This window comes from Nocardia colli, from assembly GCF_008704205.1.
Lineage (GTDB): Bacteria > Actinomycetota > Actinomycetes > Mycobacteriales > Mycobacteriaceae > Nocardia > Nocardia colli.
The window spans coordinates 116,639-139,132 of sequence record NZ_VXLC01000021.1 but is presented as its reverse complement, the minus strand read 5'-3'; the positions used below and the strand labels follow the sequence as shown (position 1 = coordinate 139,132).

At 66.8% G+C, this 22,494-nt stretch carries 11 protein-coding genes; 6 read left to right on the top strand and 5 right to left on the bottom strand.

Going from position 1 to position 22,494, the window contains the following annotated elements; translation table 11 throughout:
* Nucleotides 1-3: 3 nt before the first annotated feature.
* Nucleotides 4-1,401: a class I adenylate-forming enzyme family protein gene (locus tag F3087_RS34495; protein ID WP_150406306.1), complete on the bottom strand. Its 1,398-nt coding sequence runs from the start codon at nucleotides 1,399-1,401 to the stop codon at nucleotides 4-6.
* Nucleotides 1,402-1,629: 228 nt separating this feature from the next.
* Between F3087_RS34495 and F3087_RS34490 the strand changes: the two genes are divergently transcribed.
* From F3087_RS34490 to F3087_RS34475, 4 genes are all read left to right on the top strand, one after another.
* Nucleotides 1,630-2,934, top strand: a complete 1,305-nt coding sequence (locus F3087_RS34490) for a wax ester/triacylglycerol synthase domain-containing protein (RefSeq protein WP_150406305.1) — start codon at nucleotides 1,630-1,632, stop codon at nucleotides 2,932-2,934.
* Nucleotides 2,935-2,997: 63 nt separating this feature from the next.
* Nucleotides 2,998-4,044 (top strand): 3-oxoacyl-ACP synthase III family protein, encoded by a 1,047-nt coding sequence (locus F3087_RS34485; RefSeq protein WP_223885565.1) that lies wholly within the window; start codon nucleotides 2,998-3,000, stop codon nucleotides 4,042-4,044.
* Nucleotides 4,045-4,048: 4 nt separating this feature from the next.
* Nucleotides 4,049-4,936, top strand: a complete 888-nt coding sequence (locus F3087_RS34480; protein WP_150406304.1) for a hypothetical protein — start codon at nucleotides 4,049-4,051, stop codon at nucleotides 4,934-4,936.
* On the top strand, nucleotides 4,933-6,087 hold the full coding sequence (locus tag F3087_RS34475; RefSeq protein ID WP_150406303.1) for an LLM class flavin-dependent oxidoreductase: 1,155 nt from the start codon (nucleotides 4,933-4,935) through the stop codon (nucleotides 6,085-6,087). Before F3087_RS34480 ends, F3087_RS34475 begins: the two co-directional genes overlap by 4 nt.
* A 26-nt stretch (nucleotides 6,088-6,113) precedes the next feature.
* Here F3087_RS34475 and F3087_RS34470 read toward each other — a convergent pair whose 3' ends face one another.
* Nucleotides 6,114-6,668 (bottom strand): WXG100 family type VII secretion target, encoded by a 555-nt coding sequence (locus tag F3087_RS34470; protein ID WP_150406302.1) that lies wholly within the window; start codon nucleotides 6,666-6,668, stop codon nucleotides 6,114-6,116.
* A gap of 35 nt (nucleotides 6,669-6,703) precedes the next feature.
* On the opposite strand from F3087_RS34470, the gene F3087_RS34465 reads away from it, so the two are divergent.
* Nucleotides 6,704-7,243, top strand: coding sequence for a hypothetical protein (locus tag F3087_RS34465; protein ID WP_150406301.1), 540 nt, complete (start codon nucleotides 6,704-6,706; stop codon nucleotides 7,241-7,243).
* Nucleotides 7,244-7,269: 26 nt separating this feature from the next.
* Here F3087_RS34465 and F3087_RS46165 read toward each other — a convergent pair whose 3' ends face one another.
* Genes F3087_RS46165 through F3087_RS34450 form a run of 3 tightly spaced genes read right to left on the bottom strand, consistent with a single transcriptional unit; the run spans nucleotide 7,270 to nucleotide 21,750 of the window.
* Nucleotides 7,270-8,301, bottom strand: coding sequence for a WD40 repeat domain-containing protein (locus tag F3087_RS46165; RefSeq protein WP_191094286.1), 1,032 nt, complete (start codon nucleotides 8,299-8,301; stop codon nucleotides 7,270-7,272).
* A gap of 44 nt (nucleotides 8,302-8,345) precedes the next feature.
* A complete protein-coding gene (locus F3087_RS34455; RefSeq protein WP_150406300.1) occupies nucleotides 8,346-21,308 on the bottom strand; it encodes a WXG100-like domain-containing protein in 12,963 nt (4,320 codons plus the stop codon).
* A gap of 19 nt (nucleotides 21,309-21,327) precedes the next feature.
* A complete protein-coding gene (locus F3087_RS34450; protein ID WP_150406299.1) occupies nucleotides 21,328-21,750 on the bottom strand; it encodes a YbaB/EbfC family nucleoid-associated protein in 423 nt (140 codons plus the stop codon).
* 237 nt (nucleotides 21,751-21,987) lie between these two features.
* On the opposite strand from F3087_RS34450, the gene F3087_RS34445 reads away from it, so the two are divergent.
* A complete protein-coding gene (locus tag F3087_RS34445) occupies nucleotides 21,988-22,482 on the top strand; it encodes a YbaB/EbfC family nucleoid-associated protein (RefSeq protein ID WP_150406298.1) in 495 nt (164 codons plus the stop codon).
* The last annotated feature ends 12 nt before the right edge of the window (nucleotides 22,483-22,494 follow it).

Below are 22,494 nucleotides of genomic sequence, written 5' to 3'. Positions count from 1 at the left end.
GATCTACCGTGGATATAGCTCCAGCAAGGCCTTTTTGTCCGGCTTGCCGCTTGCCGCGATCGGGGCGTCCGGCACCACCGTGTACGTCTGCGGCACGCTCGATTCGCCGAGTTCCGCGCGGACCAGGGCGGACAGCGCGGTGGAGTCTGGGGAGTGTCCGGCGCGCGGGACGACGAAGGCGTGTACCGCTTCGCCGCGACGGTCGTCGGGCGCCCCGACGACGTATGCCTGGTCCACATCCGGATGTCCGGCGAGTACGCGCTCGATCGGGCCGGCGTACACCGGCAGCGCGTCGACGATGATCACGTCGCGCGCCCGTCCGGTCAGGTAGAGGTATCCGTCATCGAGGTAGCCCAGGTCGCGGGTGCGCATCCAGCCGTCGACGAGCACGTCGGCCGTCTCGGCGGGGTCGCCGAAGTACTCCGACATCATGTAGTCGTTGCGGACGTAGATTTCGCCGTCGCGGATGTCCACGCGCACTCCGGGCAGCGGACGCCCGACCGAGGTGAGCACGCCGCTGCCGATGTCCTGCGGGGTCAGCGCGGCCAGTCCGCCGGTCTCGGTCTGTCCGTAAGCCTGGTGCACCACCGGACCCAGTACCTCGACCGCCTCTGCGAGCCGGTGCGCGGCCAGCGGCGACCCGGCGACCACCATGGCCCGCAGGCTGCCGGTGTCCATCGGCTCGGCGCGCAGATCATCCAGCATCTGATAGAGCCGGGGCACGTTCATGATCGTGGCGGTGATCCGCAGCCGCTCGATCACCTCGGGAAACAGTTGCGCACCAACGGGTTCCGGGATCACCGCGGTGCCACCGCCGAGCAGGCACAGCGCGAGGTAATCCTGCACGACCGCGCTGGCGAGCGTGCCGAACAGCAGATAACGGTCGAAGCAGGCAGCCAACTCCGCGGTGTCCGGGCTCCACGTCGAATTACCCCAGGACCAATGCGCGGACATCGCCCCATAGGTCTGCGCACAGCCCTTGGGGAGCCCGGTGGTGCCGCTGGTGTAAGACACCCGCGCGATGTCACTCGCCCGCGCCTCGATTGTCAACGACTGCGCCGGCCCGCGCAGCAACGCCGCCACCCGCTGGTCATCCAGGACGGCGTCCACGCCATTACTCAGCACATGCCGCTGCTGACGTTCACTGAGCCCGGGCCGCACCCCGATCACCCGGCAACCGAGCGTGTACGCCGCAAGATACGCGGCCAACGACTCGGCGCTCACATCCACGACCATGGCCACGCCGGACCCCGGCCCGAGCCCCGACCTACGCAATCCGCCGGCGATGGTGCCCATCATCGCGAGCAACTGCCCCCGGGTGACCTCCCGCGCGCCGTGCTCGACCACGACTTTCTCCGGAGTGGCACGCAATGCCTGAACGATCGACCCCGGAAAGCTCACCGGACCGATGATAGTGATTCCGCCCTCGAGATACTTTGAGTTTCAACAAGTTTGGCCGTTACGCCAAAGCGGCGGATGCGAGGCATTGCGCTCGGCAAGTTCGATCCCATCCAAGTATCTGCCGGGAACGAATATGTCATCGAGCCGCCCGGGTATCGCCGATGGTGCGCACGGCTCGGGTGCAAGTCGGCGGATTCATGACGATCGCGGCAGACATGGACGGGAGGTGTGTTGACCAGATCATCGAGCGTTTCCGACACGGTGTCGCCGGCCGGTGCGGCGGCGATACCGCTGAGTGCCGTGGAGCATCTGTTCCTCGAGTACCTACGCCCTTCCGAACATTTGCAGATCGGTGGTCTGCTCCGGCTCACCGGGCCGCCACCGGACCTGGCCGATGTCCGCGAAGTCGTGTTGGCCAGGCTACCCGCCTGGCCGAACCTGTCCTCGGTCGTGTCGGACACCCGGCCGCCTTGCTGGGTGCCTGCGACGACCATCGATCTGGCGGATCAGGTGCGGGAATGGTTGTGCGCGCCGGGAACCGAGCTACGGGCCGCCGTCGAACAGATCATGGCGTTGCCGCTGGCACGCAATCGGCCGCTGTGGGAACTATGGATCGTCCACGGCGCCGAGATCGATGAGTGGACAGCCGTATTGAAGGCGCACCACACGGTGGTCGACGGGACTTCCATCATTCGCCTCGGCCAGCATCTGCTGTCTGCTGCCGGGCCATCGGCTCCGGTCTCGGCAACGACCGCGACAAGGCCGGCGGTGGAGCGCGCTCGTCGATGGTCGCTGGTGCGCGGCTCGATGCGCTACCTCGGCCGCCTGCTTCCCCTTGCTCGATCGCCGTTTATCCCGTGCGCAGAAACCGGAGACCGCCGGTTCGCCTGGGCCTGCGTCGACCGGGAGCTCATGCACTCGATCGCGCATCACCACGGAGTGACCGTCAACGACGTGTTTCTTGCCGCATTCGCCGGCGCGCTGCGGGCCTGGCCGGACACACCCTGGCGGCACGGCCGGCCGCAGCCGGTGTGGACGCTTGTACCGGTGGACCTGCGTCCTAGGTCGGGTGAACACGCCAATGGCAACAGTGTGGCGAATTTACGAATTCGGCTGCCCTGTGCTGAACCGGATCCGCTCCGACGCCTCGCCGGAATTGCCGCATCCACGCACAGTGCCGCAAGCGCTGATCATGTCGCGGTCAGCGGTGCCGCGCAACGATCATTTCCCAAGTGGCTCATCCTGGCGATGGCTCGACTGCTGTTCTCCGGATCGCACATCTCGATAGTTGCCAGCAATATGCCCGGGCTGGAGGAACCAGCGACGTTCGCCGGAGGTGTCGGGTCGGAATTCATCGCTCTGGGGCCTCTGATACCCGGACACCGGCTGGGCGCCTTTCTCGTCAGTAGTCACGATCAATTCAGCATCTCGGTCGTGACCGATGATTCACTGCCCGACGGTCGAGGACTTGCTGACCTCTGGGTCCGCGCCGTCCTGGAACTGGCTGCGCTGAGGACCGAATCCGGCGGGTGAACCAGGCCGACGCGCTTCGATCGCACGGTTCAATCGCACCCGGACAACCCGAGGAGTAGGACATTGCGTACCCGTTTCGAATCGATCGGTGTCTACACGCCGACTGCCGTTCGATCCACCCAGGAGGTATTGGCCGAGCTGGACATGAGCCGGACGCCAGATTTGCAGCGTCTCACCGGGGTGGGTAATCGGCATGTTTACGATTCCGATCCCGAGCATTACGAGTCATCGTTCGTGCTGGCCTTGCGGGCGATCGATGACTGCCTACAACACTCCGACTACTGCGCCGGCGAACTCGACGCCATCATCTCGACCTCCATCACTCACTCCTCCGGCCCGGGAATCATCAGTGCCGCACCGTCTTTCGCGCTCATGCTGCGCAACGAGATCGGCGCCGCCAACGCGCTGTATTTCGACGTCTCCAATGCCTGCGCTGGGATGTTGACCGGAGTGATGTTGCTGGATCGCATGATCAAAGCAGGTGTGATCCGAAACGGCTTGGTGGTCAGCGGTGAACAGATCACGCCCATCGCGGAGACCGCTGCCCGGGAGATGACCCAGCCCATCGATCCGCAGTTCGCCGCGCTGACCGTTGGCGACGCCGGTGCCGCGGTAATAGTCGACGATCGTGGTGACGATGACGATGAAATCCATTACATCGACCTGATGACGATCGCCGGCGGCGCGGAGTACTGCATGGGCATGCCGAGCGACAAGACGGCCGGCATAGCGATGTATACCGACAGCCGTTCTTTGGCCAGCGAACTCCATTTTTCTCAGTTCATCACCAGGTGTGCAGACTTCCTGACGGAGAACGAGCGTACGTGGGACGGTGAGAAGTTCGACTACTGGATTCACCATCAATTCTCCAGCCGTTCCATCGGGCAGATCTGCCGGCTCGCCGAGCGCCGGTTCGGCACCACGATGCCACCGGCGCTGAATGTGCTGGAGGAGTACGGCAACACCGCCTCCACGTCTCATTTCCTGGTGCTGCACGAATATCTGGCGCAGCAGCGAATTCCGAAAGGATCGAAGGTAGCGTTGATGCCCTTTGCCTCTGGTGTGGTGTCCGGAATGCTCGCCGCAACCATCTCGCGATTGGTGGCCTGAAGCCATGACTGTCACCATCGTCTCGGCTGCGGCCTGCGTCGATACCGATACCGGTAGCTACTTCGAACTGGCGACCCGCGCGGGCGCTGCGTGTTTGCGCACGGCCGGGATCGGTGTGGATCAAATCCACATCGTGGTCAATATCGGTGTCTATCGTGACCACAACATCGTCGAGCCTGCGGTCGCCGCGTTGTTGCAGAAGCGGCTGGGCATCGGGCTGGATTATCGGACCGGTCGCACACCGGCGTTCGCGTTCGATCTCATGAACGGCGGCACCGGCCTGATGCCCGCGTTGCTGTCCACCCAATGTCTGCTCGGCTCCGGCACCCTCGACTATGCCCTCGTGCTCGCCGGCGACTGCCACCCCTCCACGGAACGCCTGGTCGCCGGTTTCCCCTACGCCACAACTAGTGCCGCCCTGCTGCTGCGAACCAATAGTGAAGCCGGCGGGTTCGGGCATCCGCACACCAGCGAACCGGTGGCAGCGGTGCAGCCGACGGCCTGGTTGGACCTGAAAGAGGCCGGGGCACATGGTCGCTCGTCGGGTACCTGGCGCACCGGGGGTGGCGATCCGGTATCCGCCGCCGCCGAGGTTGTCCAGAAGTGCCTCGCCGACGAGGGCCTCGACCGCACCGACCTGATCGACCGCAGGGCGGTACTGCTCGCTCCCGCGCCGGTTCCAGGGTTCGCCGACCTGCTCGCCGCCCGGCTCGATGTCCCAGCCGCTGCGATCGCCGGGCTCGATCCGGCCCTGGGTGATCCGCACACTGCCGCTCCCGTGCACGCCTATCTGGCCGCGGCCGAGGCAGGTCGGCTCGATACCGCGGACACGGTGATATTCCTCGCGGCCGACGACACCTGTGCCGCTGCCATGGCATACCGGCCGCGATGAGCAAGCCGGAAAGATTCCGGACCGGCGTAATGGATCTCGGATTGCACTCGCGGATCACGCCCGACCTGACCTTGCGTGTGCATCGATGGACAGCCAATGCGGCGCAAGCCGATTCGCTCTTCATCCCGGATCATCTGACCGGGCTGCTGCCGAGTTCCATCTGGGCGCCGGAGCATGTGGGTGCGGCGCGTCTGATTCCGCGGATCGATGCGCATTACGACCCATGGACGGCGCTCGGTTATGTGGCGGCCCAGAACACCCTGCGCCGGTTGCGACTCGGCGTCGGGGTCACCGACGCCGGCCGACGCAATCCCGCGGTCACCGCGCAGTCCGCGGCTTCGTTGCATCTGCTGAGCCGAGGCCGGGCGATCCTCGGCATCGGCCCCGGAGAGCGCGAGAACAACGAGCCGTACGGGGTGAACTGGCAGTCACCGGTGGCCAGATTCGAGGAGGCGATGGCAACCATCCGACTGCTGTGGGACTCGAACGGCACACCGGTCAGCCGGGACTCGGCGTACTTCCCGCTGCACAAGGCCGTTTTCGAGATCCCGCCGTATCGGGGCACCCGCCCGGAGATCTGGATCGGCGCGCACGGTCCGCGGATGTTGCGTGCGGTCGGCCGCTACGCCGACGCCTGGTTCCCCGCCTATCCGCAACCGGCGGCCGAATACGGGCGTCGTCTGGACCAGGTGCGGGCCGCGGCGTCCGATGTCGGGCGTGATCCGCTGGCCCTGACCCCGGCGGTCATGCTGTTCGTGATCACCGGACTCGGTCACGCACAGATCGAGGAGGCCGTGGAGTCGGTCGCGGCGCGCGCGTGCGCACTGTGCGCACCGGCCGAACTGTGGGAACGCCACGGCGCGCAACATCCACTGGGCGCGACGTTTTCCGGAATCCAGGATCTGCTGCCGCAGCTCTTGGATCGCGACACGGTGCTGTCCTATGTCGAAAAGGTGACCAGCGCGATGGTGCGCGACTGCTGTGTCGTCGGCACACCGAGTGAGATTCGAGATCAGGTGGCCGTATGGCGTGATCACGGCCTGCGCTACGCGGTTCTGGCGAACGTGAGCTCGTTCCACCCGAACCTCGCTCGCGGGCTGGCGGCCAACCTGCCGTTTCTCCGAGCAGTGCGGATGCTCAACGCGTTGTGAGCGCAGCAGGGCCGATGCGGCACAGCCTATTCCGGCTCGGTGACCTCGCCCTCCGGTGTGTACATGTCCGCGCGGACGGCGTTGCGGGGGATGGAATCGGTCATGCGCAGTGGCTCCTGGAACGGCTCGAGTGGGGCAGTGTCATTGCGGGGCATGAAGTCGGCGCGCAACAGTCTGCTTCGCGGTTCCGCGTCGATGGAGTCGTGCAGGGCGGGGCGGTAGCCCTCCCTGGAGCGCGCGACGGCGTCCCGCCTGGTGGGGCGCAACACTTCTCGGGGGCGCAATGCTGCCTGCTCGTTCTCCTCGAACGTTTTCGCCGAATCCCGCAGGTTCTTCGCGTTGTCCTGGAAGACACCGACGAGGCTGGACAGCGAGGAGAACGTGCCGTCGCGATTCTTCTTGTAGCCCTTCTCCCCGTCGGCGAATTTCTCTCCGGCGTGGTCGTGCCCCCACGGCTCGCCTTTGCTCTCCGAGGCGGACTTCAACCGGTCCAGCACCTTTTTGGCGCGATCGGCGACATCGTCGAATTCGGTTGCCGCGCGGCGCAGCCCTTCGGGCTTGATCTCGACGGGTTTACTCATCGTGCTCCTTCGGTCGATCGGGGTAGCATTTCCAGGTGCTTATTGCTCGGTCATCCGTTGAATGCCAGCTCTATATGGATCTGCACGCCTGCTCCTGCGGCGAGACGAAATTCGAAGCCGAACATGTGCTGCGAGAGGACCAGGAGGGGCGCCTGCTCGCCGTCTACGCGGGTAGTTGTGCGCTGTGCGGTCTGCCCCGGCAGTTCACGTTCGAGCTGGACGAGGCCATCCCGCCGTCGCCGCCCGCATTCGGCGGTCCCACTGCCTCGCGGATCATCTGTCCCGGTGAATTCCTGCTGGTCGCCGAGCAGGCCGCCGCGTCGGTGGCATTGGTGCCTGCGGCCGGCGCCGCACCGGATCAGGGCGACCGCGATCGGCTCTCGGTGGCTACCGCCGTCGAGGCCGTGGCGGAAGTCCTGAAGTTCATCCCCGGCTCGATGGATGCCGTCCCCGAGGACGCGTTCATCTCGGCGGTCGGTCGCGCCGCTTACGCCCGCGAGCCAGGGCGATTCACTCGCGCGCGGCTCGAGGCGACCGCGAGCGCCTACCGCGAGGCGCTGTCTTCGCGTCTCTAGTTCCCGACCGGTGAACGTGCTGCGCATCAAGGTGTTTCCGACCGGCGCAGCAGTTGGACTCGGTCACCCCACGGCACGATGACGCTGCCGTCCGGGGCGACGGCGCAGCTGGAAATGCTGCCGGTCCCGGTGCTGGTTTCGGCGATCAGCCGCCCGTCGCGTGGATCCCACATCCGCAGCCAGTTCCGGCCGGCCGCTTGCACATCACCGCCGCCGACCAGCACGACCGGCCCGGTCGCGGTCTGCCCCCAGACGATCGCCTCGATCCGGCCGGGGCAGGCGATCGTCATCCGCTCCCGTCGCTCGGCGAGATCCCACAGGCTCAGGCCCTCGCCGCCCGCCATGATCGCGACCGCGCGTCCGTCCAGGACACCCGCGGCCATCGGTTCGGCCACCGAGTTGCCGGTGAGCAGGATGGGTTCGTCCAGACTCGCACCGGTTCGGACATCCCAGGTCGTGAGCTGTGATTCCGAGTCGTCCGGATCCAGCAGCGGCCGCGCGGAATAGGTCGACCCCACGACTGCTACCGGGCGATCACCCTGTTCGACGACGGCGACCGAGTCGGTGAAGCCGCCGTGCCACAGCGAGTGGATGGAATGCGCGGTCGCGATATCCCACACCTCGACCGATCCGGAGCTGACCGGCACCTCGTACACCGACGAGGTCGCACCGGCGCCGCGGCCGATGAGCAGCAGCTCGCCCGCCGCGACCACCGCCGCCGCGCGACCGTGCAGTTCGGCGACCGGCTTTCCGAATGGTTCACCGCTGGTCAGGTCCCACGCTTGGATGCGGCCCGCGACGTCACCGGTCACCGCGATCGGATTCCCGTCGAGCTGCCCGACCGTCAGCTGCACCAGGGTCGAATTCTCTTGCATGACTGGAACACTCGACCGGATCAGCTGCGCACCGGAGGTCAGGTCCCACGCGGCCAGCGTGGTCCCCGCCACGGCGATCGCCACTGGCCGCGCGGCTATCTCGGCCCAGGCGACGGCCCGTACCCACTTGTCCGGTTCGTCGATCGCCGCCGTCCGCCATACCTGCACGAAGGGCGCGGTCATGGTTCGTTGCCCATCCTGTCGTCTCCCGTCGTCGGTTACATCGTTCACGAGAAGGCCCGGCCGCCGCCGCGTCGCCACGCCGCATAGTGGGTGGCCTGAATGGCGGAGGCGACGTAGCCGCCGTCGAAGTTCCCGCCTTCCGGCGGCGCATCCCGGTTCGACGCGGTTTGCGCGGCGAGGCCGGGTTGCTGGCGCGCCAGCGCGTAGCGAGAGTCGTTGGTACGCCATGCGGTCCCGGAATCCGTCGCGGGTAGCGGCGGGACGGGTCCGGATCCGGGCCGGAAGAGTTGCCCGCCGGGGAAGAAACGGGAGGCCGCGCCGGTGACATCGATGTCGCGGCCGTCGACGGTGATGCGATAGCCGAGGTACTGACCGTCGCTGTCGAACAGCATCTGCCCCGACACCGAGTTCGGGTCGTGTCTGATCGCGGCGTCCACCAGGTCGGCGACGGCCGGCGGCACCGAGTTACGGGTGCCGAGCGAGGCGATGACGCCGTCACCTTCGAAGCCGGCGACGGAGAACGTGGTGCCTTGGGCGCCGGTGTTCTTTTCGATGCCGGTGATGTTCATCGTCCGGTCGAACGACATCGTCAGTCGTCCGGTTGCGCCGGGGTTGGGCCACGCGCCGTTCACCTGTTGGCTGGCGGCAGTCGGGTTTTCATGGTCGTAGCCGAGGTCGTGGGTGCCGCGTACTTCTTTCCACTGGGTGTTGTCGGCGAGTCCGGGTGGTGCGTTGCGGCCGATCATGGTGAATTTCGCGTCGGTGCTGAGTTTGAGCATGTTCTCGACGCCGCTGATGCCGGTGCCGCCGGTGCCGGCCACGATCCAGTGCTTGGCCAGGTCGGGTTTAACGCCTTTGAGGTTGGCTTCGTCGCCGGAGAGGATCTGGCCGGGGTGGTCTTTGCGCAACGTTTCCCAGTTGCTGAGTGAATCCAGCGCGTGGTTGAGGTTGTCGCTCAGTGTGGAGCGGTCGACGCCGGTTGCCTCCAGGATGTCCACTGTTGTGACCGCAGAAGCGGGATCGCGCCAGGACAGTGCTTCGATCTGGGACTTCGCGGCGGTGGCGGCCGGCGTGTTGAGCGCGCCCAATTCTTTTGCGGCCGTGTCGAATGTCCCGTGCATGCCGCCGACCTCGCGGGTGCCGGGGATGATCTCGGGCGGGAAGCCGGTGGCGATGACCGGAATGCCTTGGACTTCCACCGTGAGTGGCGTCGAACGATCCAGTGGGGTGATGTCGGCGAGCAGCTTTCCGTTCTCCATCCGGAAGGTCGCTCTGCCGTCGACCACCGGTCCTTGGGCGGCGATGGTGTCTTCCCAGTAGCGGACCGCGTCGAGCGGCACACGGGCGCCGGGGCGGCCTTCGCCGACGAACTGGTAGGGGTCGCCGAGCCCGGTCTGGCGGAGATTGCGCAATTGGTCTGCGGTTTGGGCGATTCGGTCGCCGTTGTCGGACTGCCATCGTCCGCGGTCGTCGATCAGCAAGGCTTTCGGGTCGCGGGCGGCGAGTGCGGCGCCGCCGCCTGCTTCGATGACCGACAGCTTCGGGTAGTCGCCGCCCGCGGCCTGCGCACGCAGATCGGCGAGGGTGGTCACGCTGCGTTCTGCCCGTTGCTGAGTGCTCTGGTCGGCGAGGGTCAGCGTCTGTTCGGGGGTGGCTCGTTCTCCGTCGAACGCTATCGGGCGCTCGAAAGCCGGCCGCAGGGCCGCCCGATGGGCATCGAACGCCGCTTGGTCCAGCCCCGCCTGGCGCTGAATGGAACGCAGTAGGCGCTGGTCGTTGGTCGACAGCTGGTCCCGGTTGCCGCCGGCGTCGTCGAGTAGATGCTGCACCTGGTCACGCCCGGCGGGGGCAGACTCGAGGTGATCCAGCACCAGGGTCCTGCGCTGTTCGGCGCCCGGTGTGCCCTCGCGCAGGCCCAGATGCTCGACCAATGCCATGGTTTCGCGGTGCAACTCGTTGTATCGGGTTCGGTCTTCGGGGGTCCGGTCAGCCGGGCCGGGCAGCTCGTCGAGTTGCTGGCCGAGCACTCGAAGTTCCTGGATGCGACCGGTGTCGTGCGGGGTGAGTGCGGGTTCGTCGGTTGGTCCGCCGGGGCGCAGGACGCCTTCGCTGGGGCCGAAAGCGTCGAGTTTGTCGACGATGTAGCGCTTGCGGTCGGCGACGATCTCGCCGATCTCGTGGGCTAGTGCGCGCGGTATGTGTTTGGTGGAGATCCGGTCGGAGATCTGGATGACGTGCTCGCCCTTGTCGTGGTTGAGGATCGAGCGGGCCGCGGTGTCATCGCCGATGCGCTGGGTCTCGACGCGCACCTTGAAGCTGCTTTGATCGTTTCCGTAGATACCGCTGGTGTCGGTGATGCGGTATATCCCTTTTGCCGTTTCGCCTGCTTCGGGGGGATCGATCCGCAGGCCGCCGTGGCCATCGATCGCACCGTGCAGTGCGCCGTCGATTCGGCCGCGGACCTGGTCGACGTGGCTGGTCGACGGCGGTTCGACGTGACCGTGGAAATCCGAACCCGGCACGGCCGCTGCGGTAATGACGTTCGTCCCGTCCGCGTCGTTACGCCGCCATGCCGCATAGTGGGTGGCCTGGGTCGCACTGGCGACGTAGCCACCGTCGAAGTTTCCGCCCTCGGGTGGGGCGTCCCGGTTCGAGGCGGTCTGTGCGGCGAAGCCGGGTTGCGAGCCAGATAGTGCGTATCGGGAATCCTGTGTGCTCCAAATCGTCCCGGGATTCACCGCGGGCAGCGGGGGGAAATCGCCGGTTCCGGGCTTGAACAGCTGACCGCCGGGGAAGAAGCGCGAGGCCGCGCCGGTGACGTCGATGTCGCGTCCGTCGACAGTGATCCGGTAACCGAGGTATTGGCCGTCGTTGTCGAAAAGCATTCGAGCGGATACCGAATTCGGGTCGCGCTTGATCGCCGTGTCCACCAGGTCGGCGATGGCGGGCGGCACCGAATTACGGGTGCCGAGCGAGGCGATGACGCCGTCGCCTTCGAATCCGGCGACCGCGAAACGAGATCCGGGGCGTTCTTCGATTCCGGTGATGTTCATGGTCCGGTCGAATGCCATGGTCAATCGGCCGGTCGCGCCGGGGTTGGGCCACGCGCCGTTGATCTGCTTGCTGGCGGCGGTCGGATTGTTCGCGTCGAAGCCGAGGTCGTGCTGGCCTCGGACTTCCTTCCACTGCGTGTTGTCCGCAAGTCCGGGCGGTGCGTTGCGGCCGATCATGGTGAATTTCGCGTTGTCGCTGAGTTTGAGCATGTTCTCGACGCCGCTGATGCCGGTGCCGCCGGTGCCGGCCACGATCCATTCACCTGCGCGATCGGGTTGGACGCCTTTCAGGTTGGCTTCATCGCCGGAGAGGATCCGGCCGGGGTGGTTGTCGCGCAACGACTTCCAGTTGTCGATCGCACCCAGGGAATCCCGGGTGGGCTTGGACAGCACGGAATGATCGATACCGTTGTCCGTCAGGATCTTCAAGGCCTCGCCCGCCGAGGCCGGGTCCCGCCAGGAGAGGGCTTGGATCTGTGCCTTCGCCGCCGCGGCACTCGAGGTGGTGATGTCGCCCAGTTCCTTTGCGGCCGTGTCGAATGTCCCGTGCATGCCGCCGATGCCGCGGGCGATGCCGGGGATGATCTCGGGCGGGAAGCCGGTGGCGATGACCGGTACGCCTTGAACGTCCACGGTGATCGGCGGGGTGCCGTCGAGCGGGGTGATGTCGGCGAGCAGCTTTCCGTTCTCCAGCCGGAATGCCGTTCTGCCGTTTACCACCGGGCCTTGGGCGGCGATGGTGTCTTCCCAATAGCGGACCGCGTCGAGCGGCACACGGGCGTCGGGATGGCCTTCGCCGACGAACTGGTAGGGGTCGCCGAGTCCGGTTTGGCGGAGATTGCGCAGCTGGTCGGCGGTTTGAGCGATGCGGTCGCCGTTGTCGGATTGCCACCGGCCGTGGTCATCGATCAGTAAGGCTTTCGGATCGCGTGCGGCGAGCGCCGCTCCGCCGCCTGCCTCGATGATCGACAGCTTCGGATGCTCGCCCTGCGGTGCGGCGGCCGCTTGCGTGCGCAGCTCGGCGAGGGTTTGCACGCTGCGCTGGGCGCGTTGCTGAGTGCTCTGGTCGGCGAGTGCCAGCGTTTGTTCGGGGGTGGCTCGTTTGCCGTCGAACGCGATGGGCCGCTCGAAGGCGGGTCGCAGAGCGTCTCGATGGGCCTCGAACCTGGCTCGGTCGTCGGTGGCCCGGTCCTGAATGCGTTGCAGGAGTTGCTGATCCTCGGATGGCAGTCGATTCGGCTCGCGGCCCGCGTCGTCGAGCAGGTTGCGCACGTGCTCACTGCCGGAGGCGGAGCGGTCGAGCTGGTCGAGCACCAGGGTTCTGCGTTCCGGGGCGCCCGGTGTGCCCTCGCGCAGACCCAAGTGGTCGATCAGTGCCATCGCTTCACCGCGCAGGGCGTTGCGTTCTGATTGTTGCGTGGCCGGCAGGCGGTTGAGTTCGTCGCCGAGTACCCGGAGTTCTTGGATGCGGCCGGCGTCGTGGGGTGTGAGCGCGGGTTCATCGATCGGTCCGCCGGGGCGCAGAACGCCTTCATCGGGACCGAAGGAATCGAGTTTGTCTACGATGTAGCGTTTCCGGTCGGCGACGATTTCGCCGATCTCGTGGGCCAGTGCGCGCGGTATGTGTTTGGTGGAAATGCGGTCGGAGATCTGGATGACGTGCTGGCCCTTGTCGTGGTTGAGGATCGAGCGGGCCGCGGTGTCGTCGCCGATGCGCTGCGTTTCGACCCGTACCTCGAAGCTGTGTCTATCGCTGCCGTAGACACCGCTGGTATCGGTGATGCGATACCGTCCCCGGTTCACGTCGATCGGGTCGACCCGCAAACCGCCGTGACCGTCGACCGCGCTGTGCAGCGCGTTGTCGACTTGGCCGTGGATCTGGTCGACGTGATCGGTGGCCGGTGCTTCGACGTGGCCGTGGAATTCCGAACCCGGCACGGCCGCAGCGGTAATGGTGTTCGACGCGTCGGTACCGTCGATGCGTCGCCATGCCGCGTAATGGGTGGCCTGGGTGGCGGAGGCGACGTAGCCGCCGTCGAAGTTTCCGCCTTCGGGTGGGGCGTCCCGGTTCGAGGCGGTCTGTGCGGCGAAGCCGGGTTGCGGGCGCGCCAGCGCGTAGCGAGAGTCGGTGGTACTCCACACTTTTCCGGGATTGGCGACGGGAAGCGGTGGGACGTCGCCGGTTCCGGGCCTGAAGAGTTGCCCGCCGGGGAAGAAGCGGGACGCCGCGCCGGTGACGTCGATGTCGCGGCCGTCGACGGTGATGCGGTAGCCGAGGTATTGGCCGTCGTTGTCGAAAAGCATTCGCGCGGATACCGAATTCGGGTCGCGTTTGATCGCGGTGTCCACGAGGTCGGCGACCGCGGGCGGTACCGAGTTGCGGGTGCCGAGTGAGGCGATGACGCCGTCGCCTTCGTGCGGGCCGACGGAGAATCGAGTGCCCTGCGGGCCGGTGCTTTCCTCGATTCCGGTGATGTTCATGTTCCGGTCGAATGCCATGGTCAGTCGGCCGGTTGCGGTGGGGTTGGGCCAACTGCCGTCGGAATTCTGCTTGCTGGCGGCGGTCGGATTGTTCGCGTCGAAGCCGAGGTCGTGCTGGCCTCGGACTTCCTTCCACTGCGTGTTGTCCGCAAGTCCGGGCGGTGCGTTGCGGCCGATCATGGTGAATTTCGCGTTGTCGCTGAGTTTGAGCATGTTCTCGACGCCGCTGATGCCGGTGCCGCCGGTGCCGGCCACGATCCAGCGGTTGGCGCGGTCAGGGTCGACGCCGGCCAGGTTGGCTTCGTCGCCGGAGAGGATCTGGCCGGGATGGTTGTCGCGCAACGACTTCCAGTTGCTGAGTGAATCCAGCGCATGGTTGACGTTCTTGGACAGCGCGGAGCGGTCGATGCTGTTGTCCGACAGGATCTTCAAGGCCTTGTCCGCGGACGCGGGATCGCGCCAGGACAGTGCCTCGATCTGCGTCTTGGCGGCTGTGGCACCAGGCGTGTTGAGCGCGCCCAATTCCTGTGCGGCCGTGTCGAATGTCCCGTGCATTCCGCCGACCTCGCGGGTGCCGGGGATGATCTCGGGCGGGAAGCCGGTGGCGATGACCGGGATCCCCTCGACCTCCACGGTGACGTGCGGGCTGCCGTCGAGCGGGTTGATGTCGGCGAGCAACTTCCCGCCTTCCATGCGGAAGCTCGCCTTGCCATCGACCACGGGTCCTTGGGACGCGATCGAGTCTTCCCAATAGCGGACCGCGTCGAGCGGCACGCGGGCGTCCGGCCGGCCTTCGCCGACGAACTGGTACGGATCGCCGAGTCCGGTCTGGCGGAGATTGCGCAATTGGTCTGCGGTTTGGGCGATTCGGTCGCCGTTGTCGGACTGCCACCGGCCGCGGTCGTCGATCAGCAACGCTTTCGGATCGCGGGCGGCGAGCGCGGCGCCGCCGCCTGCTTCGATGACCGACAGCTTCGGGTAGTCGCCCCCCGCCGCCTGTTCGCGCAGGCCCGCGAGGGTCTGCACGCTGCGTTTCGCACGTGCGCTGGTGCTCTCGTCGGCCAGCTCCCGAGTTCGCTCCGGGCTGATCTTTCCGCCCTCGTCCGCGATGGGCCGATCGAAGACGGGTTGCAGCTCGGCCCGATGCGTGTCGAACGCGGACTGGTCCACCCCAGCCTGGCGTTGAATGGAACGCAGCAGGCGCTGGTCGTTCGAGGAGAGCTGATTTCGGTTGCCGCCGGCGTCGTCGAGTAGCTGGCGCACCTGGTCGCGCCCGGTCGGAGAGGACTGGAGGTGGTCGTTGATCAAGGTTCTGCGGTCACCGGCACCCGGCGTGCCGTCGCGTAGGCCCAAGTGCTCGACCAGCGCCATTGCTTCGCGGTGCAGTTCGTCGTATCGGGTGCGGTCCTCGGGTCTCCGGTTGGCCGGGTCGGGGAGCGCCTCGAGTTGCTGGCCGAGTATCCGGAGTTCTTGGATGCGACCGGCGTCGTGCGGGGTGAGCGCGGGTTCGTCGGTCGGCCCGCCCGGGCGCAACACACCTTCGTCAGGGCCGAAAGCATCGAGCTTATCGATGATGTAGCGCTGGCGGTCGGCGACGATCTCGCCGATCTCGTGCGCCAGGGCACGGGGCACGTGCTTGTCGGAGATCCGATCGGAGATCTGGATGACGTGCTGGCCCTTATCGTGGTTGAGAATCGAACGGGCCGCGGTGTCGTCACCGATACGCTGGGTCTCGACCCGAACCTCGAAGCTGTGCTGATCGTTGCTGTAGACACCGCTGGTATCGGTGATGCGATACCGTCCCCGGTTCACGTCGATCGGGTCGACCCGCAAACCGCCGTGACCGTCGACCGCGCTGCGCAGCGCGCCGTCGACCTGGGCCCGCACCTGATCGACGTGACCGACGGTCGGGGCTTCCAGATGGCCGCGGAAATCCGAGCCCGGCACCGCGGCCGCGGTGATCGGGTTGAGCTGATCGGGTGCGTGATGGCGGCTGCTGCCGTCGGCGGATTCGCCGCCACGGCCCGACCGGATCGGCGCGGGATCCGTTGTGCTGCTGCGTGGTTCGGGTGCTTGGCCGAACTCGTTGCCGAACAGCCGGTGCCCGGTGCCGGACGGACGCGAAGGCCGATCGTCCGCGCCGGAATCGCGCTGCGGGTGCGGTTGCGAACCATCGTGCGGTATAGCGGTCGCCGGACGCGAATCGCCTGTGTAGGAACGAATGTCGGGGCCACTCGACGGATGCGCGGTGGCCGTGGGCGTGGCGGAATGGTTAGCGCCCGCGGTGGTGTCCGGACCATAGAGCCCATGCGCGCCGGCACCGCTCATATTGAGCGCACCGAACTTGGTCAGGTGTTTCAGGTCGATGGCGACGATGCCGCCGCGGCGGGGGATGGTGGAATCCGGCGGATCGACCCGGCCGGGATCGGGAACCCAATTGCCGCCCGGAGCTTTTCGCTCCGTAGTGCCGTCCGCGTGGGTCCCGTACTGTGTTCCGTCGGATGTTTGCCAGACTCTGCTGCCTTTGGCGGCAGAGACCTGGTCCAACGAGCCGTTCGGGTACTCGACCCGCCGGGTGCCGTCGGGGCCCATGCTGTAGGTGACGCCGTTCGGATCCCGGCGGGACTCGATTCCGTCGGGCCGGATCGTGTAAGTGGTGCCGTCCGGATCCGTGCGGGTCCGGACGCCGTTGGCATCGGTGGTGTAGCCGGGTCCGCCTGGGGCGAGCCGGTATTCGATGCCATCCGCCGGCGGGAACGCGAGATTGCGATCGAACGGGTTGTCCAGCAGGATCTTGGCCGGTCGGCCGTTGCCGTCGCGTTCGACGGAAATCACCGCGTAGGTATGGCTGCCGACCAGGCCCGGTACCTCGGTGACGTTTTCGTGGCTCTGACCGAACCGGCGCGTATCGAGCGTCACGGTCGTGCCGCGCCGCAACGCGTAATCGATGCGATCGGCGACCGCCGCGCCCGCGACGTCGCTCGGCAGCGTGCTCGTCTCCGGCCTGCTCGGGTTCACCGCGCCGTAATAGTTTGTCAGGGCGGCTTTCTCGGCGTCTGCCCCGTTGGGATACCGGTCGTCGAGATAGCTACGGAAGCCAGGGGCGGACGTGAGGTCGTGGCTCTGCTGAAACTGGTTCCATCCGGCGGTCCTGGCCGCGGGGTCGTTCGGATGGGCCGCCATCAGCCCCTGCCAGGTCGAGGAGTGCAGAGCGACGGCGCGAGCATGCCAATCGTCGTAGCTATCGGCGATCCGGCGGACGAATTCGGGGTCGACCCTGGGCGGCGTGTTGTTCGGGAGTCCGGCGCGCGCCCGGTCCTGCTTGATGGTTTCCGACACCAGGTCGTGCAGGGTGTCCATGTCGAATCGGAGCGGGTTCAGCAGGCCTATGTCACCGATGCTGCGGACCGGTTGTGGCCGGAAACCGCCCTCGGGATGGTAGAAGCCCTGGCTGAGGTGTTCGGCCGCTACCGGGGACAACCCGAAGGTGGTGAAGCCGTGGTAGCCGTTGCCGTGGTTGAATCGCTGGGCGTAAGCCTTCTCGATCATGCTGACCCACAACGGATCTCCGGGCTCATGGCCGACGAAGTATCCGCTGTGCGTGCCCGGCTGGACGTAGACGCTCTTCTCCACGCGCACCCATTCCAGGGCGCCGCCGTCGCGGAATCGAACGCTGACCGTGCCGTCGCCGTGGTCGCGCAGCTGGACGACGATCGATTGCGGGTCGCCGTCGGCCTTCGCCTTCAGGTTGCCGAGCAGGAAGCAGTCGCCGGCGTCGCCCTGGCGTACATCACGGGGGTGCGGCCCATTCGGCCCGAACAGCGGGTCCTGGTGGCGCTGCTCGAGCACCGGCAGCTTCGGCAGCACGGTCTCGGGGGCGGCAACCCGGATCCAGTCGGGACTGGTGGGAAACTTGATCTGCCGCCACACTCCCTCGCCGGGTTTCGCCACGATAGTGCCCTCGTATGGCACATCGAACGGAGCCATCTTGTGGGTGATGTTGTCGTAGCCCATGAATCGGACGCCGCCGCGCACCAGGTTCACCGATAGCGTGCCCGGTTGCCCGGCCGGACCGGGCTGGAACGTGAAACCCCGCGTCATCACTTCGGGAATATCGACCCGTCCGGTCGGTAGCTGAACCGCGTACGAAGGCCCGTCGAAGGGCGATTCGAAGCGGGTCGCCGGCGCGGAAAACTTGAGCGGCAGCTCGTGGGCCTTGCCGCTGTCCAAGACGAGGGTGAACACGTCACCGCCGAAGATGTCCGTCTGCCGGGGCACCGTGACCGGCACGCCGGGCGTCGGCAGGAGCTCTTCGCGCCGCTCCCGGGTCAAGTTCTCGAAGCGGTCACCGGTGGCCAGCGGCGGCGGCTCGAGTCCGGTCTGATCGAACTGGGGGCGCGGCGTATGGGTCACGCCGTCGACCTCGGATGCGAGCTTGGTGCCCAGGTCTTCGCCGAAATAAGTGTTGTCGGAATCGCGCAGACCGCCGCGGGGGTGGGGTGCGCCGGTAGGTTGTTGCGCCAGTGCCGAATTCGGTTCGTCGAGCGGTGTGCGCCGTGACTCGGGTTCGAAGTTCCCGAATTCGTTGGGCCGCTGCTGGATCGGCTCGGCAACGTGGAAGTGACCGCCGGCCTCGTCGACGCGGACCAGGATGTGCTCGGGGCGGTCCTGCGGGCCGAAGTGCATTTTCGTGCCGTCGTGGTCAACCACCACGAGGTGCAGGCCGAGGGCGTCGGCACCCTCGGGGATGAGGAAGTCGCCCAGTTCGTTGTTGTAGTGACCCGGCTGGGACAGATCGTCGAGCTGCCGATCGAACGCCTCCGAGCGCTCGAAATCGTATTCCCACTGGCGGAATTCCCGCTCGGCGAGTAGCTGGGCGCGCGACGGATGGTCGGGCTGGCCCCGCAGCGTGGTGTCGATCCGGGTGATCTCTGCCGCGGCCTCCCGGAAGTCCGCGGAATTGGGGACGAACTTGTCCAGCAGCTGGTCTTTCCTGGCCCGCAGCACACCGACGAACTCCCGGCGGATGTCGTGATGCCCGAGTCCGCGGGTCTGGCCGGTCGCCTGGTCTATCGCGCGGAACAGGCAGTCGCCGTCGGCCGGGATGCGCTCGAGGCGGTGGCCGGGCAGCGCGGCCACTTGCTGCGGGGTGGGGTTGAAGTCGTCGTGGGGGACGAATTCGAGTCCTGCGGGCGGCTTTTCGTTGAACGGCTGTGGCTGCGGGCGCTGCTCGGGTGAGATCGAGTCCGACGGATGCGGTATCTGGTCTTCGCGTTTCGGCGGCGGGAAGTCGCCCGAGTCGCGGGGTGATCCGAGCGGAGCCTCGGGGCCCTCGGCCGCGCGCGAGCCCTGCGGAGTTTCCGTGGAAGTCGCAGGTTCCCTGTGGGTTTCGAGCGAGGACTCGGGCCGCCTCGGGGTTGCCGGGTGATCCTGGGGACCCTGCGCCGGTTCGACCTGGCGGAATTGCGATTCGGGGGTGACCGCCGACGACGTCGATGCGCGTTGATTGTTCGGGATCGGGTCGGTGCGCACGCCTGCGGTGATCGGCGGCTTGGCGGAGCCGTCGCCTACCGAGGAGATGCTGGGGCGGGGCGACTGCGGCGGCGACTGGACCGAGGACTTGTCGGTGACCGACGGCGGCGGGACCGGTGCCTCGCTCCGCAACGACGTGACCGGCGCCTGAGTGGTACTGCCCGGCGGCACCGTGCTGTTTCCGGTAATCGACTGTGCGGGCGGTGTTTCCGGACGGAATCCCCCGTTCGACTGCGCCGGAGACTGTGGCGCAGGCGATTCCGGGAGGTTCTCGACACGCGACGACTGCGGCAGCGGTGAGCCCGCCGACGCATCGTTGCGCAGCTGCTCCGCGGACCCCTGCGAGTGTGTGGTCGATCCCGTCGAATTGTTCGAGTTGCCTTCGAGGTTCGACGTCGCCGCGGAGTGGGTCTGTGACGTCGTTTGTGGCGCAGGAGAATCCGTGGACTGCGCGTGCACCGGCTGCGGTTGAGAGGTGCTCGAATTGGGGTCGATCCCGGTGCGTGTCGCGGGCTGCTGGGTCGACTGTCCCTCGACGTGGGATGACGTGGCGGACTGCGGCGCGGGCGCGGAGCCGTTGGATCGCCCTGAGCCGGAGTTGGATTGCGACTGGTTGCTGGACTGGGACTGGTTGTTCGACTGTGGCCGGTCGGTCGACTGCGGCCGGTCGGTGGACCTCGACGAGCCATTGTTCTGTTGCGAGCCGTTGTTCTGCTGCGCGGCCGAGTTGTTGGTCTCGGTCCTGCCGTTCGTCTCCGCCGTGTTCGTCCGGCCGTTCCGGGCCGTCGAATCATTGTGCGTGGTAGCGGAATTCGCAGGCGCGGTACTCGACCGGTCGCTCGTCGAATGCACCGACGGCGAGCGGTGGTTCCCGCTGTCGCCGTCGTACAGCGAAGAGGCGCGCGAAGATCCGCCATCCCCCTCGTTGACCTCGACGACCCGCGGTTCCGGCCGTTCGTGACTGCCGTCGGCGCCGACCGGCGGCGGGGCGGACAGCCCGGTGTAGCCCCCCTTGGCCATCCCGATCGACTGCGCGTGCCCGGCGACACCGTGCACGCCACCGACCAGACCACCGCCGACACCGCCGAGGATCGCGGCCGGATCGAACTCCCATTGACCGGTGAACACACCGTTGGCGACAATGCCCGCCCCCGCGCCGACCACACCCGCGGGGATGCCCGCGCCGATCGCGATGCCGCCGGCTTTCCACCAGGTCATCGAGTCGTGGCCGACCCAATTGCCGAGACGTTTACCGATCATGCTGCCGACCGGCGCCGCGACCGCACCCGAGATACCGCCGACGGCCCCGGAGATGACCATCTGTTTGACGTCGAAGCTGTCCCGATGCCCCTTGCCCATCTGAATGCCCTGGGCCAGGGCGTCCGCGCCCAAGCCGATGGCCGCCTGCTCGACGCCGGTGATCGCGGCCAGCTTCCACATCGGCATCTGCGCGAGGCGGGTGGCCCGGTTGGCCAGGAAGGTGACCAGCCGCTGGCCGATGAGCTGACACACGCCGGCCGCCTCGGCCTCCATGGCGGGCACCGCCCACGCACCCCAGAGCGTGGCCAGCGCGTAGGCGATCTCCGCGGCCAGGATGGCCAGGGTGATGATGATCTGGAGCTTCGCGTACTCGGTCTGGGTGCCGCATTGGCGCACCGACTCGCCCAGCTGCTTGAGCTGTTCGGCCAGCTTGTCGACGGACTGATCGCCGGCGAAGAACTGGTCGAACTGTTTCTTCATCTTGTCCGCGCCGTCGCCGGAGTAGCTCACCTGCGCGGTGTTACACGCGACGTGCAGCGCCTCGATGAGGTCGTGCAGGTCCGTGGACGCCGATTTCCAATCGTCGCCGAGCGCGAAGAGCGCGTCCTCGTCGCCTTTCGGCCAGGACGCGCCGGCGAGATAGCTGAGCCATTGCAGGCCCTCGGGCATCTCGATGCTCATGGATCAGGCCAGGGCTGGTTCAGCGGTCGTTGTCACGTGCAGACGGGGGATCGAAGGAGGCCCGCTGCGGTTCCGGGACACGGGTTTTCAGGTCCGGCAGGCCGGCGACCATCTCGGAGAGGCTGGGCAGCTGCGATCGGGTCCGCTGGATAGGCGCGATCAACTCGCCGGCCAGCCGGGCCACCTCCATCGCGGCCTCCTGGGTCGCGTCGGTGACGGCGTCGGCGATCTCGTCGTAGTCCAGTTCGTCGATGTCGTCGGCGAATCGGGTCTCGATCACGACGCCGTCGGCGTTGACGGTGATCTGCACCCGGCCCTTGGCCGCCGTGGCGGTCGCGGTGAGCTCGACCCGCTGCCGCTGCGCCTCGGCGATCGAGCGAATGTGCAGATTGACCGTATCGAGCAGGTCTGCTAGATCACCCTTGGCCCGGTCGTTGTCCACGTCGAATTCTCCTGCTGCCCGACGAAATTCGGAACCTGCGATGCCTCCGCATCGATTCCCCGCTGAACGTTACCGTGCCTAATCGGCTTGGATAATCTGCGATTATCAAATACTTATGCCGAGATTATGTCTCGCATTATGCATGGCTTATCTGTGGCGTGTTGAATCTTATTGTGCGGCAGCTGTGCTCGGTGCGGCGTTGCGAAGCGAGCTCGAACTACGAGGTGGAGGCTTCTGGTGGCGAACGAACGACTGAAGGCCGACGCCGCGATGATGCTGGAAGCCTTGCATGAGCAAATGCTCGGTATTGCCAAAATCCAACGGGATCGTTCCCGGCTCACCGCCACCGCCACCGCGTGCGACAAGCGCATCACCGTGACCGTCAATGCCGACGGCATTCTCATCGACACCAAGTTCGCCGACGACATCGGCGACCTCACCCACACCGAGATCGCCGAGGCGATGACCGAGGTGGTGCAGGAGGCCGCCCGGCGGGTCACCCAGCAGGCCGGCCTGCTCATGGAACCGTTGCGCGAGCGCAAGTCCCAACTGCCGAAGCTGTCCGATCTCATCGAGGACGCGCCGGACCTCGGATCCGCGATGCCGGTCGCGCCGCCCGCGTCGTTCGCGCCGCCGAACTCGCCGGAACGCCGATACGACGAGGACACCCGCTTCGGTGATGCGCACAGATTCGGCGGACGACGGTCGATGGTCAGCGGCAACGACGACTGAGTTCGCGCCGAG

Bases quoted from the DNA above. Each gene is read 5' to 3' on its own strand.
- F3087_RS34480 (WP_150406304.1), top strand. From the start codon at position 4,049: ATGACTGTCACCATCGTCTCGGCTGCGGCCTGCGTCGATACCGATACC.
- F3087_RS34475 (WP_150406303.1), top strand. From the start codon at position 4,933: ATGAGCAAGCCGGAAAGATTCCGGACCGGCGTAATGGATCTCGGATTG.
- F3087_RS34470 (WP_150406302.1), bottom strand. From the start codon at position 6,668: ATGAGTAAACCCGTCGAGATCAAGCCCGAAGGGCTGCGCCGCGCGGCA.
- F3087_RS46165 (WP_191094286.1), bottom strand. From the start codon at position 8,301: ATGACCGCGCCCTTCGTGCAGGTATGGCGGACGGCGGCGATCGACGAA.
- F3087_RS34455 (WP_150406300.1), bottom strand. From the start codon at position 21,308: ATGAGCATCGAGATGCCCGAGGGCCTGCAATGGCTCAGCTATCTCGCC.